This is a genomic window from Thiothrix subterranea (assembly GCF_016772315.1).
In the GTDB taxonomy this organism is placed as follows: Bacteria; Pseudomonadota; Gammaproteobacteria; order Thiotrichales; family Thiotrichaceae; genus Thiothrix; species Thiothrix subterranea.
This window is the reverse complement of the sequence record NZ_CP053482.1, coordinates 1,068,578-1,085,142: the sequence shown is the minus strand read 5'-3', so window position 1 is coordinate 1,085,142 and position 16,565 is coordinate 1,068,578. Positions and strand designations below refer to the sequence as shown.

The 16,565-nt window shown below is 52.7% G+C and carries 15 protein-coding genes and 1 other RNA gene; all 16 read left to right on the top strand.

The window, feature by feature from the left end; all coding sequences use genetic code 11:
- The first annotated feature begins 75 nt into the window (after positions 1 to 75).
- The 16 genes from HMY34_RS05175 to ftsA all read left to right on the top strand — a co-directional run bounded on the left by HMY34_RS05175 (position 76) and on the right by ftsA (position 16,548).
- Positions 76 to 285, top strand: a complete 210-nt coding sequence (locus HMY34_RS05175) for a hypothetical protein (protein WP_202718231.1) — start codon at positions 76 to 78, stop codon at positions 283 to 285.
- Positions 286 to 309: 24 nt separating this feature from the next.
- Positions 310 to 664: RNase P RNA component class A (rnpB, locus tag HMY34_RS05170), an RNA gene on the top strand.
- Between the two features lie 275 nt (positions 665 to 939).
- On the top strand, positions 940 to 1,395 hold the full coding sequence (mraZ, locus tag HMY34_RS05165) for a division/cell wall cluster transcriptional repressor MraZ (RefSeq protein ID WP_202718230.1): 456 nt from the start codon (positions 940 to 942) through the stop codon (positions 1,393 to 1,395).
- Positions 1,396 to 1,419: 24 nt separating this feature from the next.
- Positions 1,420 to 2,346 (top strand): 16S rRNA (cytosine(1402)-N(4))-methyltransferase RsmH, encoded by a 927-nt coding sequence (rsmH, locus tag HMY34_RS05160; RefSeq protein WP_407701848.1) that lies wholly within the window; start codon positions 1,420 to 1,422, stop codon positions 2,344 to 2,346.
- Positions 2,343 to 2,615, top strand: coding sequence for a cell division protein FtsL (gene ftsL, locus HMY34_RS05155; RefSeq protein WP_202718228.1), 273 nt, complete (start codon positions 2,343 to 2,345; stop codon positions 2,613 to 2,615). Before rsmH ends, ftsL begins: the two co-directional genes overlap by 4 nt.
- Positions 2,612 to 4,477, top strand: a complete 1,866-nt coding sequence (locus HMY34_RS05150) for a peptidoglycan D,D-transpeptidase FtsI family protein (RefSeq protein WP_228287980.1) — start codon at positions 2,612 to 2,614, stop codon at positions 4,475 to 4,477. Before ftsL ends, HMY34_RS05150 begins: the two co-directional genes overlap by 4 nt.
- Positions 4,474 to 5,985: a UDP-N-acetylmuramoyl-L-alanyl-D-glutamate--2,6-diaminopimelate ligase gene (locus tag HMY34_RS05145; RefSeq protein WP_202718227.1), complete on the top strand. Its 1,512-nt coding sequence runs from the start codon at positions 4,474 to 4,476 to the stop codon at positions 5,983 to 5,985. The genes HMY34_RS05150 and HMY34_RS05145 overlap by 4 nt, the downstream gene beginning before the upstream one ends.
- Positions 5,982 to 7,346, top strand: coding sequence for a UDP-N-acetylmuramoyl-tripeptide--D-alanyl-D-alanine ligase (locus tag HMY34_RS05140; protein ID WP_202718226.1), 1,365 nt, complete (start codon positions 5,982 to 5,984; stop codon positions 7,344 to 7,346). The genes HMY34_RS05145 and HMY34_RS05140 overlap by 4 nt, the downstream gene beginning before the upstream one ends.
- Complete coding sequence (gene mraY, locus HMY34_RS05135; RefSeq protein WP_202718225.1) at positions 7,346 to 8,428, top strand: phospho-N-acetylmuramoyl-pentapeptide-transferase; 1,083 nt, start codon at positions 7,346 to 7,348, stop codon at positions 8,426 to 8,428. The genes HMY34_RS05140 and mraY overlap by 1 nt, the downstream gene beginning before the upstream one ends.
- 19 nt (positions 8,429 to 8,447) lie before the next feature.
- Positions 8,448 to 9,806, top strand: a complete 1,359-nt coding sequence (gene murD / locus HMY34_RS05130; RefSeq protein ID WP_202718224.1) for a UDP-N-acetylmuramoyl-L-alanine--D-glutamate ligase — start codon at positions 8,448 to 8,450, stop codon at positions 9,804 to 9,806.
- The gene (gene ftsW / locus HMY34_RS05125; protein ID WP_202718223.1) at positions 9,803 to 11,032 is read left to right on the top strand and encodes a putative lipid II flippase FtsW; all 1,230 of its coding nucleotides are present in this window, start codon (positions 9,803 to 9,805) and stop codon (positions 11,030 to 11,032) included. The genes murD and ftsW overlap by 4 nt, the downstream gene beginning before the upstream one ends.
- Complete coding sequence (murG, locus tag HMY34_RS05120; RefSeq protein ID WP_202718222.1) at positions 11,022 to 12,146, top strand: undecaprenyldiphospho-muramoylpentapeptide beta-N-acetylglucosaminyltransferase; 1,125 nt, start codon at positions 11,022 to 11,024, stop codon at positions 12,144 to 12,146. The genes ftsW and murG overlap by 11 nt, the downstream gene beginning before the upstream one ends.
- Positions 12,143 to 13,579 (top strand): UDP-N-acetylmuramate--L-alanine ligase, encoded by a 1,437-nt coding sequence (gene murC / locus HMY34_RS05115; RefSeq protein WP_202718221.1) that lies wholly within the window; start codon positions 12,143 to 12,145, stop codon positions 13,577 to 13,579. The genes murG and murC overlap by 4 nt, the downstream gene beginning before the upstream one ends.
- On the top strand, positions 13,576 to 14,496 hold the full coding sequence (locus tag HMY34_RS05110) for a D-alanine--D-alanine ligase (RefSeq protein WP_202718220.1): 921 nt from the start codon (positions 13,576 to 13,578) through the stop codon (positions 14,494 to 14,496). Before murC ends, HMY34_RS05110 begins: the two co-directional genes overlap by 4 nt.
- Complete coding sequence (locus HMY34_RS05105) at positions 14,496 to 15,323, top strand: cell division protein FtsQ/DivIB (protein ID WP_202718219.1); 828 nt, start codon at positions 14,496 to 14,498, stop codon at positions 15,321 to 15,323. Before HMY34_RS05110 ends, HMY34_RS05105 begins: the two co-directional genes overlap by 1 nt.
- Positions 15,304 to 16,548, top strand: a complete 1,245-nt coding sequence (gene ftsA, locus HMY34_RS05100) for a cell division protein FtsA (RefSeq protein WP_202718218.1) — start codon at positions 15,304 to 15,306, stop codon at positions 16,546 to 16,548. Before HMY34_RS05105 ends, ftsA begins: the two co-directional genes overlap by 20 nt.
- Positions 16,549 to 16,565: the final 17 nt, after the last annotated feature.

Sequence of the window (16,565 nt, the reverse complement as noted above, 5' to 3'; positions counted from 1 at the left end):
GCGGTTTCTAGCGGGCAATTTCAGACAATCTGCGCTATATCTGTATTCTTTCGGTCAGGTGTCGAGGAAGTGCCCGTGCTCCAGTGGCTTATTAATAGTGTAACCGATGTATTGATTGCGTTTGCTTTGGCAACGTTGTTTTTGTTTGTGGGTGCGGTGAATTACCCTGAGTTTTTTCCACAGCGGTTTTTCCACTATTGGGTAGTTGCTACGCCTGAGGTAGCACCTAAGCAGTCAGTGGAAGCCGCTCAGCAAGTTTCTGTGGTTACACAGGTGCAACGTTAGCGCTTATCTGTTATGTTGCGCCCCAGAGCTGATCGGGCAATCGCGGTTTCTTGCGCAAGTAGGAAATGGAGGAAAGTCCGGGCTCCATAGGGTAGAACGCCAGGTAACGCCTGGGCAGCGTGAGCTGACGGAAAGTGCAACAGAAAGTAAACCGCCTGTGAGTTCGCTCATCGGTAAGGGTGAAAGGGTGCGGTAAGAGCGCACCGCGTCGCTGGTAACAGTCGATGGCACGGCAAACCCCGTTCGGAGCAAGACCAAATAGGGATGCATTGGTGTGACCCGCACTGCATCCGGGTAGGTTGCTAGAGGTGTACGGCGACGTACATCCCAGATGAATGATTGTCCATGACAGAACCCGGCTTACAGATCAGCTCTATCTTTTTATTATTATTTATTCAGTCTATTAATCCAAAATAATAGCCATCTGAATTTTAATCCAAGTTCTTAGAATTTCATTCCAATTTTTTGATTATAAAGCAATTTGCCAAGTTAGTCTTGGTGAATTTGTTTTGTTTTTGTCCTTCATTATTTTATTTAAAGCAATTTTGATCTGATTTTATTGACAGGTAGATGCTGTCTGCCTATATTCCTTCTCAAGTGGAAGGAAGTGGAAAAAAGTGGGGTTTGTTCCCATCGTAAGTGGAATCAGGTGGCATGTTTCGTGGTATTTCCAACATTTCGATTGATCCCAAGGGCAGGCTCGCTATGCCCGCTAGGTATCGCGATGATATTGCAGAAAATGCGGCGGGGCAGGTTGTTATTACGGTTGACCACACCGATAAATGCTTGCTTATTTACCCGATTTATCAATGGCTTAAGATCGAGAAAACCCTGATGTCTTTGCCCAATATGAATCGTCGGGTACGCAATATGCAGCGTCTGATCTTAGGTCACGCCGCTGAATTAGAGCTGGATGCGCAAGGCCGAGTGTTATTGCCAGCACCCTTGCGCGAGTATGCCAATCTCGACAAGCGTGCGGTGCTGGTCGGTCAGGCGAATAAATTAGAACTGTGGGACGCTGATACGTGGGAGGCGGCTCGTGAATCGTGGTTGCTGGAAGCGCAAGACGATGCCGAAGCGACCGAAATCTTGAATCAGGTTTCCCTATAATGTCGATAAAAGGTGGTTGATTCCGTGTTGAAACATGACACAGTGCTATTGCAGGAAGCCGTGCAGGCATTGAATGTTCAAGAGTCAGGCACTTATGTCGATGGCACGTATGGTCGTGGCGGTCATTCGGCATTGATTTTGGAAAGTCTGGGAGCGAGCGGTCGCTTAATAGTGATTGATAAAGACCCTGTGGCTATTGAACACGCTCGCCAGCGCTACGCCGCCGATGCACGTGTGTTTGTATGGCACGGTTCGTTTCGGGATTTTCCGCAAGCGCTGCTGGCTGCCGGTATAACCGATAAAATTCAAGGTATCTTGCTGGATCTAGGGGTTTCTTCTCCACAATTGGATGATGCGGAACGTGGTTTCAGCTTTATGCGGGAAGGACAACTGGACATGCGCATGGATATTACCAGCGGTGAAAGTGCCGCGCAGTGGTTGAATCGGGCAGACGAAGCGCAAATTGCCGATGTGCTGTGGCGTTATGGTGAAGAACGTTTTTCCCGCCAAATTGCTAAAGAAATCCTGCGTACCCGCGTGAATACTCCCTTGGAAACCACAACACAGTTGGCTGATTTGATCGCCAGCGTGGTGCGCAAGCGTGAGCCGGGTAAAAATCCTGCCACCCGCAGTTTTCAGGCCATTCGTATTAAAGTTAATCAGGAGCTGGATGATGTCGAAGCGTGTTTGCAGCAAGCGCTGGAATCGCTGGCGTCAGCCGGGCGCTTAGTGGTCATTAGTTTTCACTCCCTCGAAGACCGCATCGTTAAGCACTTTTTGCGTGACGCTTCCAGCGTGCCTAATTTGCCGAAAGGGTTGCCGGTTATGCCCACCTTTATTCAGCCGCCGATGAAACTCATCGGTAAAGCCGTGCGAGCCTCAGAGGAGGAGGTGGAAGGCAATGTTCGCGCGCGTAGCGCCATTATGCGTATCGGGGAGCGGTCTGCATGAATAGAAGCGGCTTGCTGCGTGTGGCGTTACTGTATTTTTTGGTGATTGCTTTGGCGCTGATGATTGTAGTGAATCGGCATCATTCGCGCCAATTGTTTGCCGAATTGCAAAAATTGGAAAAAGAACGCGATGAACTGAGCGCTGATTGGAGCCGCTTGAAATTGGAACAAAGCACCTTGTTAAATCAGGTACACGTGGAAACCCGTTCTAAACAGGTATTAAAAATGCAGAAACCCAGTGCTGATAATATTAAGGTGATTCGCGAGTGAGGCGTAAAGCACTTAAATCCCCGGTGTTCCAAGGGAGACGCTTATTTTTGATGTTGGCTTTGCTGATCGTCATCGGCGTGCTGATGTTGCGAGCCGCTTGGTTGGAAATCTTTCAGCAAGAATGGTTACAACAGCAAGCCGATAAGCGTCAGATGCGCGTCGTCACCGTGCCTGCTTACCGAGGGATGATCACTGACCGTAATGGCGACCCGATGGCCATTAGTTCTCCGGTTTCTTCCTTGTGGTGCAACCCGCAAGAGTTGTTGCAAGCCCGCGAGGAATTGCGCCGTGAATACGATCTGTCACGCCAGTTAACGGATGCGACCGTTGGCGATAATGCGGCGGAAGAGCGCGAAGCTCAAGAGTTAGCAACCACCCGCTTTGCGCAGTTGGAATCCGGGTTTCGCCAGATTGAAAAAGAGCTGGGTTTGGAAGAGGGCAGTTTGCCCGCTAAATTAAAAGAAGCCAGTAGCAAACAATTTTATTACCTTGGGCGTCAATTGCCGTTGGAAGTGGCTGATACCATTTTAGCGTTGGATTTACCCGGTGTGGCGGCGACCCGTGAATACCGGCGGTATTACCCGTTAGCCGAAACAGCGGGGCATGTGGTGGGCATGACCAATGTGGATGGCAATGGCATTGAGGGTATCGAAAAAGCGCGAAATGAATTATTGGCGGGCAAAAACGGTCAAACGCGCGTCGTGCGTGATGCGAAAGGCAAATTGGTTGAAAGCGTCATTAGCATGGAAGAAATGCAGCCGGGGCAGGATATACAACTTAGTATTGATCGCCGTATTCAATACTTGGCCTATAAAGAACTGAAAACACAGGTTTCACTGCTCAATGCAAAAGCGGGTTCTGTGGTGGTATTGGATGCGCATACCGGGGAAATTTTGGCGATGGCGAATGTGCCTTCATTCAATCCCAATAACCGCAAAGAGCTTGAACCCTATCTGTATCGCAACCGTGCCGTTACCGATAAATCCGAACCCGGCTCAACCTTAAAGCCGCTGACCATTGCAGCCGCATTGGAAGCGCGGGTATTGGGAGCAGATGTTGAAATTAATACCTCACCGGGTGAAATTAAATTCGGCAAATACAGTGTTAAAGATCCCAAAGATTACGGTTCAATCACGTTATCCACTTTATTAGCGCGATCCAGTAACGTGGGCGCAAGCCGCGTGGCGTTGCTCATGAACGCGCGTGATCAGTGGATGTTTCTCAGCCGCTTGGGGTTTGGGCAAGCGCCGAATGCAGGTTTTTCCGGCGAAACAGCGGGGCTATTAACCAACTACACGCAATGGAGCAAGGTTGACCGTGCTTCGCATGGCTATGGCTACGGTTTGTCATCCAGTTTATTGCAGTTAACCCATGCTTATGCACCGTTTGCCGCTAATGGCGTATTGATGCCAACCTCTATCAATAAGCTCGATAAACCCGGATTGGGTCAGCAAGTGATGGCTCCAGAGACCGCTCGTGCTGTGCTAGGCATGATGGAAGCGGTGGTGCAAAAAGGTGGCACGGGTGAAAAAGCCATGGTCGACGGCTACCGGATTGCGGGTAAAACCGGAACGGCTTATAAATACATTGATAATAAATACCAAAATGACCGTTATTTAACGAGTTTTATCGGTGTTGCGCCCGCCAGTCGCCCGCGTTTGGTGGTGGCGGTGCAAATTGATGAACCCAAAATTGACGACAGCGGCGGTCGTGCTGCCGCGCCGGTTTTCTCGAAAGTGATGGCGGAAGCGCTGCGTTTGCTGGATGTGCCGCCCGATAACTTACCGGATCCTCGGCAAGCCGTTCAGCAAGCACCAATACCCGTGTCAGCGCCAGCAAATTCGGCGGGAGGAGCAACATGAAAACCGTTTCCTTGCGTGAATTGTTACACGGTATTGCAGATGCTGTGCCGGATATTCAAGTCAGCGGTTTGACGCTGGACAACCGTGCCATTCAACCCGGCATGGCATTCATTGCGTTGCGCGGCACTCGTCAACACGGTTTGAGTTATGCCGCTACCGCCGTACATGCGGGTGCGACGGTCGTGCTTTACGAGCCAGAAGCTGGATTACAACCGCCACCCTTGTCGGTTGAGTCAGTGCCGGTGCCTTCCCTGCGGGAGCATTTAGGCACGCTCGCCGACCGTTTTAATGCCAGCCCCAGTGCCGAATTGTTCATGGTGGGCGTGACGGGTACTGATGGCAAAACCTCGGTGAGCCATTTTGTTGCCGAAGCTTTGAATGCTATTCACCCACAGCAAGCCGCCGTGCTTGGCACATTGGGTATTGGTGTGCCGGGGGCGTTACAGCCTGCCACGCATACCACGCCGGACGCGCTCACCTTGCACGCTTTATTGCGGCATTTGCAGCAGGGTGGATTTACGACAGTGGCGATGGAAGTTTCTTCGCACGCGCTGGATCAGGGGCGAGTCAATGGGGTGCGCTTTAACGTGGCAGCATTGACGAATCTTACCCGCGACCATTTGGATTACCATGGCACGGTTGAAGCGTATGCCGAGGCGAAGCGCAAGTTGTTTCACTGGCCTGATTTGCAAGCAGTGGTGCTGAATCTGGATGATGCCTTTGGGCAGCGTTTGGCGGCGGAATTAAGCGGCAGTGCCATTCAAGTGATTGGCTATGGTGTTGGCAAGGTGGCTGATTATCCGGCTGGCACTTTGGTGGCAAGCAATCCGGTATTTGATCACAGCGGTATTCGGGCAACGGTATGCACCGGGCAAGATGAAGCGCTATTGCAAGCCCCTGTATTGGGGCAATTTAATTTGCATAATTTGCTGGCGGCTTTAGGCATATTGTTGGCGAAAGGCGAAACACTGTCAGAGGCGTTGCAAGGGTTGCAACAGGTGCAGGTCGTGCCGGGGCGCATGGAACGTGTCACTTCGACTTCGCTCAGTGACCGGGGTGAAATTACCGACACGCTGGTGGTGGTGGATTACGCGCATACGCCGGGTGCATTGCAACAAGTATTGAAGGCGGTGCGGGTGCATACCCGTGGACGCTTGCTGTGTGTGTTTGGTTGCGGTGGCGACCGTGATCGCGGAAAACGTCCGTTAATGGCAACAATTGCTGAATCAGATGCTGACGTGGTGATTGTAACCGACGATAATCCGCGCTCTGAAAATCCGCAGCAAATATTTGAGGACATTATGCAAGGCTTCCACAATAAAACGGGTGTGACCTTTGAACACGACCGTACTAAAGCCATTCGTCTCGCTATTGGGCAGGCACAACCCGGCGATACCGTGTTGATCGCAGGCAAGGGGCATGAAACCGTGCAAATTCTGGCACATGGCACAGTGCCGTTTGATGACCGCACCCAAGCAGCGTTGGCGTTGCAGGAGTGTGGCGCATGACTTGGCTGACGTTGGGCGAGATTGCGCAAATGACAGGCGGCACGCTTCATGCCCCGGATGTTGAGCGTAGCCGAAACATTGCCATTGAACGTGTGGAACGTGATTCCCGCCAAGCAAAGGACGGCGATTTGTTTCTTGCTTTGCGCGGTGAGCGTTTTGATGCTCATGATTTTGTGCCGCAAATAGCGGATAAAGCCAGTGCCGCTTTGGTGTCGCGGGTTGTTGATGCGCCAATTCCACAAGTCGTGGTCGATGATGTGCGTTTAGCGTTGGGGCGTTTAGCGGCGGCTTGGCGGCAACGTTTCCAGCAACCGTTGGTCGGTTTGACTGGCAGCAATGGCAAAACCACCTTGAAGGAAATGCTGACGGCGATTTTGTCCTTGCAAGGGCAGACGCTGGCAACGGCTGGCAATTTGAATAATGACATTGGGATGCCGCTGACCTTATTGGGTTTGCGTGACACGGATGCGTTTGCGGTGATTGAAATGGGTGCTAACCATTTCGGTGAAATTGATTATTTGACGCGGATTGCTTGCCCAGATGTCGCCGTGATTAATAATGCCGGAGCCGCCCATTTGGAGGGTTTCGGGGATATTGCCGGAGTATCACGCGCAAAAGGTGAAATTTTCAACGGCTTGAGTGATGCGGGAATTGCGATTATCAATGCCGACGATACCTACGCCGATTATTGGCAAAGCTTGAATCAGCAGCGCAAGGTGTTGCGTTTTGGCATGAATAATACGGCGGATGTGCAAGGCGGCAGCACGGCTGACATGCCATTTTATGTGCAAGCTCAAGGGCAAACGGTCGCGGTTGATCTCAAATTATTAGGACGGCATAACCAGATGAATGCATTGGCCGCCGCCGCGACCGCATTAGCGTTGGGTGTGCCATTGGAGACGATTTGTCAGGGCTTGGCATCTTTGCAACCCGTCAAAGGGCGCTTAAATCCTAAACCGGGTAAACACGGCTGTCGGGTGATTGATGATACTTACAACGCTAATCCAAGCTCGACGGCGGCAGCGGTTGAGGTATTGGCGGGTTTGGCGGGCAAAAAAATACTGGTATTGGGTGATATGGGCGAATTAGGGCAGACAGGCGAACAATTACATGCAGCAATTGGTCAGCAGGCGGCGCAAGCCGGTATTGATGAATTGTTTACCTTGGGGGCGTTAAGTGCTCATGCGAGTGCCGCTTTTGGTGAAGCCGCACACGCCCATCGTGAATTGGAGCCTTTATTGGCAGCGTTAGAAGCCAGCTTGCAACCGGGTGCTCAGGTGCTGGTGAAAGGGTCGCGTTCGATGCGGATGGAACGGGTGGTGGATGCATTGACAGTCGCGGCTGTCCAAGGGGCTGTGTAATGTTGGTGTGGTTGTTTGATTTCCTGAGCGATTTTTACAGTGGCTTTGGGGTGTTCCAATATTTGACCTTGCGTTCGATTTTGGGCTTATTGACAGCGCTGTTTATCGCCTTGTGGACTGGCCACAGCATGATCCGCGCCCTGACCCGTTTGAAAATTGGGCAATACATTCGTGAGGATGGCCCGCAACATCAAATGAAAGCGGGTACGCCAACAATGGGTGGCGTGATGATTATTTTAGCTATTTCAATCGCGACTTTGCTGTGGGCGGATTTGTCGAATCGCTATGTATGGGTAGTGTTGTTTGTCACGCTAGGCTTTGGCTTGGTCGGCGGTTTAGACGATTACATTAAGCTCAAAAAGCGCCGTAATATGGGTTTGACTGCCCGCCAGAAATACGTCGGTTTGAGCCTGATTGGTTTTGCAGGTGCGTTTTACTTGTTTTTTACGGCGACAAATCCGATTGAAACCACGTTTTTCTTGCCGGTCTTCAAAGATGCGCATTGGCAATTGGGGTGGTTGTTTATCCCTTGGGTTTATTTGGTGGTGGTGGGTTCGAGCAATGCGGTGAACCTGACCGATGGGTTGGATGGCTTGGCGATTATGCCGACGATTATGGTCGCGGGCGGTTTGGCCATTTTTGCTTATGTGAGCGGACACGCCACCATTTCGCAATATCTGGGTGTGCCGAGAATTCCTGGTGCAGGCGAGTTAGTGGTATTTTGTGCGGCAATATTCGGTGCTGGTTTGGGGTTTTTATGGTTTAATACCTACCCTGCGCAAGTGTTCATGGGTGACGTGGGCGCATTGGCACTGGGTGCTGCACTGGGTATCGTCGCGGTAATCGTGCGTCAGGAAATCGTGCTGGCAATTATGGGCGGGATTTTTGTATTGGAAACGCTCTCGGTTATTATGCAAGTCGGCTATTTTAAAGCCACGGGTGGCAAGCGGATTTTCCGCATGGCGCCCTTGCACCACCACTATGAGAAAAAAGGCTGGCCCGAACCACGGGTCATTGTCCGTTTTTGGATTGTCACGGTGATTCTGGTGATGATCGGTTTGGCAACCTTGAAAATTCGTTAAGGCAATGAGTGACGCTGGTATGACAATGCAAATGCACAATTGGGATACGCTGGTGGTTGGCTTAGGTCAGACCGGGTTATCGGTTGCGCGGCATTTGCAGGCGCGTGGGATGGCGTTTGCGGTGGTGGATAGCCGTGCTAACCCACCGGGCAAGGCTGAGTTGCTGGCAGAGTTTCCACAAACGCCTTACCACTTTGGGGCATTTGCTGAAGCCGCTGCTTGGTTTGCCAGTGCTGCGACCTTGGTGGTCAGCCCCGGCATTGCGATTGCGACCCCGGAAATCCATGCAGCCGGTGAACGCGGTGCGGCAATCATTGGCGACATTGAGTTATTTGTGCGCGAAGCCTCAGCCCCCGTGATTGCGATTACCGGCTCTAACGGTAAAAGCAGTGTCACCACGCTGGTGGATTTAATGGTGCAAAAAGCCGGGATGAAGTCTTACGCGGGTGGCAATTTGGGCTATGCCGCGCTGGATTTGCTGGCACAGCCCACGCCAGATTTGTATGTGATGGAGCTTTCCAGCTTTCAATTGGAAACCACCCAATCACTACGCGCTATTTCAGCGGTGGTCTTAAATGTCAGCGAAGACCACATGGACAGATATTCCAGCTTTGCTGATTATGCCGCCGCCAAGCAAGTTGCGTACCAACATTGTGGATGCGCGGTAGTAAACCGTGACGATGCGGTGGTAATGGCGATGCTGGCAGACTTGACGGACGCTGAGCGCAGTCGAAGCGTCAGTTTTGGCTTGGATATTCCGACAGACGGTCAATACGGTCTGCGTGAACACGCGGGTAAACGCTGGTTAGCCAAGGGTGAAACCCTGTTGCTGGACGTGGATGAAATGAAGTTGCCGGGTGAGCACAACTACGCGAATGCACTGGCGGCGCTGGCGTTGGGTGAGGCGGCAGGTATTCCGCTGGATGGTATGTTGGCAGCTTTGCGCGAATTCAGCGGCTTGGCACATCGCACCCAGTGGGTTCGCGAACGCGCTGGGGTGAATTGGTATAACGACTCCAAAGGTACGAATGTTGGCGCGACGCTGGCGGCTTTGGCTGGTTTGCCCGGCAAAACCGTGTTGATTGCGGGTGGGCAGGGCAAAGGGGCAGATTTTTCGCCCTTACGTGCGGTGGCAATGGCAAAAGCACGAGCACTGGTTTTGATCGGCGAAGACCGTAACAAAATCGCGGATGTGGTGGAAGGTTACGCCCCGTATGTGTTTGCGCATGATATGGCGGATGCCGTGGCTATCGCAGCAGAACTGGCGCAAGCTGGGGATAACGTGCTTCTGTCACCGGCTTGTGCGAGTTTTGATATGTTCAAAAGCTATGTGCATCGCGGTGACGTGTTTACTGCGGAAGTCAGGAGCCTGCCATGATTAAACTGCCTACCTTGACGTTGGATGCCCCGGATAACAATTTTTGGTCACGTTATGTGGATCGTGATTTGCTGATTGCGTTGCTGGCAATCATTGGAATTGGGATTGTGATGTTGGCGTCAGCGTCGTTATGGGTGGCAGAAAAGCAGTACAACGACCCGTATTTTTACCTGCAACGCCAGACGTTCTATCTGGCGATTGGGGTGGTGTTGGCGCTGGGGATGTACCAAATTCGGGTGGATTTCTGGCAGCAATTAGGCGTGCGTCTATTGCCGCTGGTGCTGGTGTTGTTGGTGTTGGTGCTGATTCCCGGTATTGGCAAGGAAGTGAATGGCAGTCGGCGTTGGCTGAATTTGGGCTTTATGGCGATACAGGTGTCGGAGCTGGCGAAACTGATTATGCTGCTGTATCTTTCGGGTTACTTGATTCGCCACGGGAAAAGCTTGGCAACGTCGCCGTCTTATCAGCCCTTATTGATTCCCTTGGTGGTGTTGGGGGTCACGGGTGGCTTGTTATTGCTGGAGCCGGATTTTGGTTCGACGATTGTTATTTTCGTCACGGGTTTGTCGTTGCTGTTTTTGGGCGGCGTGCCGCTGCAACGGCTGGGTATCCTGATTGGTGGCGCGATTTTGGTAATGATTCCGGTGTCGATGATGGGCTATCGCGGCGATCGTTGGGATGCGTTGATGAACCCGTGGGCGCACGAAGCCGATAAGGGGTATCAGACCGTTCATGCGCTGATGGCTATTGGTGACGGCGGTTGGTTTGGCAATGGCTTGGGTGGCGGTATCCAGAAGTTGTTTTACCTGCCGGAAGCGCACAACGATTTTATTTTCTCGATATTGGCGGAAGAGTTCGGCTTTATAGGCATGTTGGTGGTGTTGAGTTTGTACGGCTGGCTGGTGTTACGCGCGTTTGTGATTGGCTTTCAGGCGGACAAAGCGGGTAAACATTTTGGCGCGTATGTGGCTTATGGCATTGGGTTTTGGATAGGGTTTCAGGTCATTCTGCATATTGGGGTGAACTTGGCGGTATTGCCCCCGAAAGGTTTGACCTTGCCGTTGATGAGTTATGGCGGGAGCAGTTTGTTGATCACGTTGATGGCAATGGCGTTATTGATGCGGGTGCATCGTGAAACCCAATTGGTGCAGTTTGGTTTGCCGGAGGTGCGTGCGCCCAAACCACCCAAAGCCCGTGCGATTCGGAGGACTACCCGTGGCGAGTAAACAGCAGCGTCCGATTATGATTACCGCAGGCGGTACGGGTGGGCACGTTTACCCCGGTTTGGCAGTGGCGCGTGCCTTGATCGCCCAAGGGATTCCCGTGGTGTGGATGGGGACGCGCAAAGGCTTGGAAGCACGAGTGATTCCCGAAGCCGGTATTGAAATGGTGTGGTTGGATGTCAGTGCCTTGCGTGGCAAAGGCTTGCGGGCATTGTTATTAGCGCCGGTGAATTTGGTGCGGGCGTTGTGGCAGGCGCTGCAAATCGTGCGCAAACATCAGCCTGCTGCGGTATTGGGCATGGGCGGATTTGTGGCAGGCCCCGGTGGATTAATGGCGGCATTGCTGGGCAAGCCGGTAGTGATTCATGAGCAAAATGCCGTCGCAGGTTTAACCAATAAGCTGTTATCGCGTGTCAGTCGGCGGGTGTTGGAAGGTTTCCCCGGCACGTTTGCTGCCAGCCAAAAGGTGATGGCAACCGGCAATCCGGTGCGTTTGGATATTGCCAGTTTGCCCGCGCCGCTGGAGCGCTTGGTTGACCGTGACGATGAGCCGGTACATGTATTGGTGGTTGGGGGCAGTTTGGGGGCGCAAGCTTTGAATCAGATGGTTCCGCAAGCCTTGGCGCAGTTGGATGCAGTAATTCGTCCGAGGGTGCGTCACCAAGCTGGCGTGAAAAACATTGACGATGCCCGCCACCAATACGCTGCCGCCGGTGTTGAAGCAGACGTGATGCCGTTTATTGAGGACATGGCGGAAGCGTATGCATGGGCGGATTTGGTGATTTGCCGTGCCGGTGCGCTCACCATTGCTGAATTGGCAGCGGCAGGCGTGGCGGCAGTGTTAGTGCCTTATCCACACGCGGTGGATGACCACCAGACCGCGAACGGCAATTACTTGGCGGAAAACGGCGCAGCGTTATTGATTCAGCAGCGCGATTTAACCCCGGAAAAACTTGCGAGCGTATTAAAAGAGTTGTGTACGGATCGCGCCCGTTTGCGGCAAATGAGCATCGCTTCGCGCACGTTGGCTAAGCCTCATGCAACGGCACAAGTGGCAGCGATTTGTGCCGCTTACGCCGGTTATGATTTCGATAATTCAGCAGGAAAACAACAATGAAAATAGGCAAGGACGATCTGGCTCGCAAACGCATTAATCGGCTGCATTTCATCGGTATCGGTGGTGCGGGGATGGGCGGTATTGCTGAGGTGGTCGCCAATTTGGGCTATCAGGTATCCGGTTCGGATGTGGCAGAGGGCGCGATGACGCGCCGCTTGGAATCGCTGGGGATTACGGTTTACAAAGGTCATGCCGCAGAAAATGTTGAGGGGGCGGATGTGATCGTGGTGTCGACCGCGATTGATGCGACTAACCCTGAAATCGTGGCGGCGCGTGAAAAACGTTTGCCGATTGTGCGCCGTGCGGAAATGTTGGCGGAATTGATGCGCTTCCGGCAGGGCATTGCGGTGGCGGGTACGCACGGTAAAACCACGACGACCAGTTTGACCACGAGTTTGCTGGTGGAAGGCGGGATGGATCCGACTTACGTAATCGGTGGCAAGCTGAACAGTTCAGCCAGCAATTCCAAACTCGGCACGGGTGAATATCTGGTGGCAGAGGCGGATGAAAGCGATGCGTCATTCCTGCACTTGCAACCGATGATTGCGGTGGTGACGAATATCGACGAAGACCACATGTCCACCTACGGCAATGATTTCAATAAGTTGAAGCAAACGTTTGTGGAATTTTTGCATCACTTGCCATTCTATGGGTTGGCGGTGTTGTGTGTGGATGATGAGTACGTGCGCGAAATCATGCCGGACGTTGGGCGACCTATCGTCACTTACGGCATTGATCAGGAAGCGGACGTGCGGGCGACGAACCTGCGCTTTGTGGGGACGGAAAGCCATTTTACGGTGCATTGCGTCAAGGGCAATCGCACCTTGGACATCGTGCTGAATTTGCCGGGGCGTCACAACGTTTTGAATGCACTGGCAGCGATTGCAATTGCGGCGGAACTGGACGTGTCCGATCAGGCCATTATGGATGGTTTGCGCAAATTTGACGGGGTGGGGCGACGTTTTCAGCAATACGGTGACATTACTTTCGCGCCGGGTAAGCAGGCAACTTTGGTCGATGATTACGGGCATCACCCGCGTGAAATGAAAGCGACGCTGGAGGCTGTGCGGAATGCCTGGCCGACGCGCCGCTTGGTGCAGGTGTTTCAGCCGCACCGTTACACCCGTACTCGCGATTTGTTTGAAGATTTCGCGCAAGTGTTGTCGGAAACTGATGTGCTGGTGTTGATGGATGTGTATCCCGCCAGCGAACAGCCGATTCCGGGCGCGGATGGGCGGGCGTTGGCACGGGCGATTCGTATCCGTGGCAAAGTTGACCCGATTTTTGTGACTGATGTGGAAGACGTACCTGGGGTCTTGAAGCATGTGTTGCAGGATGGCGATGTGATTTTGACTCAAGGTGCGGGCAGCGTGGGTGCATTAGCCGCGAGTTTGCCCGAAAAACTGATGCTGAAACCGGAGGGTGGCGCATGAGTCAGAATCTGGCGGCTAAATTCGGCAAAGTCGCGGTGTTGTACGGTGGTTGGGCAGCCGAGCGCCCAGTTTCGCTGAAAAGTGGCGCGGCAGTGCTGGCGGGCTTGCAAGCCAGTGGCGTGGATGCGCACGGCATTGATGTTGACCGTAACATTATTAAGACACTTCAAGACGGTGGCTTTGATCGGGTATTTAATATTCTGCACGGTGCTGGTGGCGAAGATGGCGTGTTGCAAGGTGCGCTGGAAATTCTCGGTTTGCCCTACACCGGCTGTGGCGTGATGGCTTCGGCGATCAGCATGGATAAGCTTATGACCAAACGGGTCTGGGCGGGCGCGGGTTTGCCAACACCGGCGTATCGGGTGCTGACGGCGGCTACCGATTTTGATGCCGTGGTTGCCGAGTTGGGTTTGCCGCTGATGGTGAAACCGGCTACGGAAGGTTCCAGCATCGGCATGAGCAAAGTGAAAGTGGCGGCGGATTTGGCAGGCGCTTACCACAAAGCGGCACAATGCAGCGCAGTGGTGATTGCTGAGCAGTGGATCACGGGTGCGGAATACACCGCCGGAATCGTTGCTGGCGAGTCATTGCCCCTGATTCGCTTGGAAGTGCCGGGTGAGTTTTACGATTACGAAGCCAAATACATCTCGAATGACACGCATTATTTTTGCCCCTGTGGTTTGGATGCGACGGAAGAGCAGGCCATGCAAGTGCTGGCACAGCAAGCTTTCGCCGCAGTTGGCGGGCGCGGCTGGGGTCGGGTTGATCTGATGCGCGATGCCCAAGGCAAAGCGTGGCTGATCGAAGTCAATACAAACCCTGGTATGACGGATCACAGTTTGGTGCCAATGGGCGCTCGTGCGATTGGAATGGATTTTAACGCGCTGGTTGTGCGCATTTTGGAGACGACGCTGTAATGGCAACACCACCACGCCGTAAAACTGCTAAACCTAATCATGCAAGCTTCCGTTTGGCTGAAGTTTCGCCGGTTTTATGGAAGCTGATTGCGGTGTTGGTGGTGGGTGTTATGTTGCTGGCAGGCAGCTTAGGGGTGAGAGCAATGCTCAATAACCCCGAAAACCTATCCATTAGTCGGATTGATCTACAAGGCGAGCGCAAGTTCATCAAAGATACAGAGTTACAAGCAGTTACGGATAAGTATCAGCAAACCAATTTATATCTGCTGGATGTGAATGTGCTAGAAACTGAACTCAAAGCGTTGCCGTGGGTACGTGGGGTTAGTTTGCGTAAAGCTTGGCCTGATCGCTTGATTGTGGGCATCGAAGAGCAACATCCGGTGGCGTTTTGGGGGCGAGAACGCCTGATGAATAAATACGGTGAATTATTTAGTGCTGACCTATCCTCTATACGTGGGTTATTGCCAACGTTATATAGCCCAGAGGATAAGGGGCGCGAAATCGCTGAACGCTATCTGCAAGTCAAGGAATGGCTAAAAGGTTTACCACTGGAAGTTTCGGAACTGACCGAGGATGTCAGCGGTTCGTGGCGTTTAAAAATTAAAGATGGCCCGGAAGTCATGATCGGCAGCGAAGATCAGGAACGCCGGATACAACGCTTTCGCGTTGGTTTTCAGCAGGAATTAGCCAAAAAACTAGGCAATATACGGCGAGTAGACTTGCGTTATACCAATGGTTTTGCAGTGGAATGGAAGAAATCCCCAGTCGGCTCGCGGGAGTCAACGCGCCGATTCGCAGGAGTGAGTGATGTCAAAGAAAGAACATAACGTGATTGTAGCGCTGGATTTGGGTACATCTAAAGTGGTGGCCTTGGTCGGTGAAGTCAATGACGCAGGACGTTTGGAGATTATCGGTCTGGGTTCTTACCCTTCACGGGGCATGAAAAAAGGCGTGGTGGTGAATATTGAATCCACCATTCAGTCGATTCAACGTGCAGTGGAAGAAGCCGAATTGATGGCGGGCATCCAAATTCGCTCGGTATACGTCGGTATCGCCGGTAGCCATGTGCGTAGCCTGAATTCTCACGGGATTGTGGCGATTAAGGATAAGGAAGTCACGCTCAGCGATGTCGATCGCGTGATGGATGCGGCACGGGCGGTGGCAGTGCCTGCTGATCAGCGTATTTTGCATGTATTGCCCCAAGAGTACATCATTGACCAGCAGGAAGGTATTCGTGAGCCGATTGGCATGTCAGGCGTGCGTCTGGAAGCGCGGGTGCATTTGGTGACGGCGGCGCACAGTGCGGCACAGAATTTGGTTAAGTGCGTGGAGCGTTGCGGTTTACACGTGGAAGACATTATTCTGGAACAGGTCGCGTCTAGCTATGCCGTGTTGGAAGAGGATGAGAAGGAACTGGGCGTTTGCCTCGTGGATATTGGTGGCGGCACTAGCGATATTGCGGTGTTCATGAACGGTTCGATTCACCACACGGCGGTGATTCCGATTGCAGGTGATCAAGTCACCAATGACATTGCGGTCGCGGTCAGAACGCCAACGCAACACGCGGAAGAGATTAAGATTAAACACGGTCGGGCGCTACGCCAGCTTGTTGATGAAGACGAGTTGATTGAAGTACCGGGCGTGGGCGAACGCGAACCACGCAGTTTGTCGGTACAGACCTTAGCGTCGGTGATTGAACCGCGTTACGAAGAATTATTTTCACTGGTGCTTCAGGAACTGCGGCGCAGCGGTTATGAGGAACGCATTGGCGCAGGCATCGTGTTGACGGGCGGCTCTTCCAAAATGCGGGGAGTGCGTGAGTTAGCCGAAGAAGTGTTTCACATGCCGGTACGCATCGGTATGCCTCGCAACATGGGCGGCCTGCGTGGTGAAGTTGAAAACCCTATCCATTCCACTGGGGTAGGCTTACTGCTGTACGGGATGGCACAGCAGGCATATGGCACCAAGCGCACTTATCCCACTCCCGGCGTTATGTCGACGGAAGATGGCTGGTGGGATCGCTTGAAAAGCTGGTTTAACGGTAATTTTTAACAGTCGGAGATACGGGC

Excerpts from the sequence above, each read along its gene's own strand:
- mraZ (WP_202718230.1), top strand. The coding sequence starts at position 940 with ATGTTTCGTGGTATTTCCAACATTTCGATTGATCCCAAGGGCAGGCTC.
- ftsL (WP_202718228.1), top strand. The coding sequence starts at position 2,343 with ATGAATAGAAGCGGCTTGCTGCGTGTGGCGTTACTGTATTTTTTGGTG.
- HMY34_RS05145 (WP_202718227.1), top strand. The coding sequence starts at position 4,474 with ATGAAAACCGTTTCCTTGCGTGAATTGTTACACGGTATTGCAGATGCT.
- HMY34_RS05140 (WP_202718226.1), top strand. The coding sequence starts at position 5,982 with ATGACTTGGCTGACGTTGGGCGAGATTGCGCAAATGACAGGCGGCACG.
- mraY (WP_202718225.1), top strand. The coding sequence starts at position 7,346 with ATGTTGGTGTGGTTGTTTGATTTCCTGAGCGATTTTTACAGTGGCTTT.
- murD (WP_202718224.1), top strand. The coding sequence starts at position 8,448 with ATGACAATGCAAATGCACAATTGGGATACGCTGGTGGTTGGCTTAGGT.
- ftsW (WP_202718223.1), top strand. The coding sequence starts at position 9,803 with ATGATTAAACTGCCTACCTTGACGTTGGATGCCCCGGATAACAATTTT.
- murC (WP_202718221.1), top strand. The coding sequence starts at position 12,143 with ATGAAAATAGGCAAGGACGATCTGGCTCGCAAACGCATTAATCGGCTG.
- HMY34_RS05110 (WP_202718220.1), top strand. The coding sequence starts at position 13,576 with ATGAGTCAGAATCTGGCGGCTAAATTCGGCAAAGTCGCGGTGTTGTAC.
- HMY34_RS05105 (WP_202718219.1), top strand. The coding sequence starts at position 14,496 with ATGGCAACACCACCACGCCGTAAAACTGCTAAACCTAATCATGCAAGC.
- ftsA (WP_202718218.1), top strand. The coding sequence starts at position 15,304 with ATGTCAAAGAAAGAACATAACGTGATTGTAGCGCTGGATTTGGGTACA.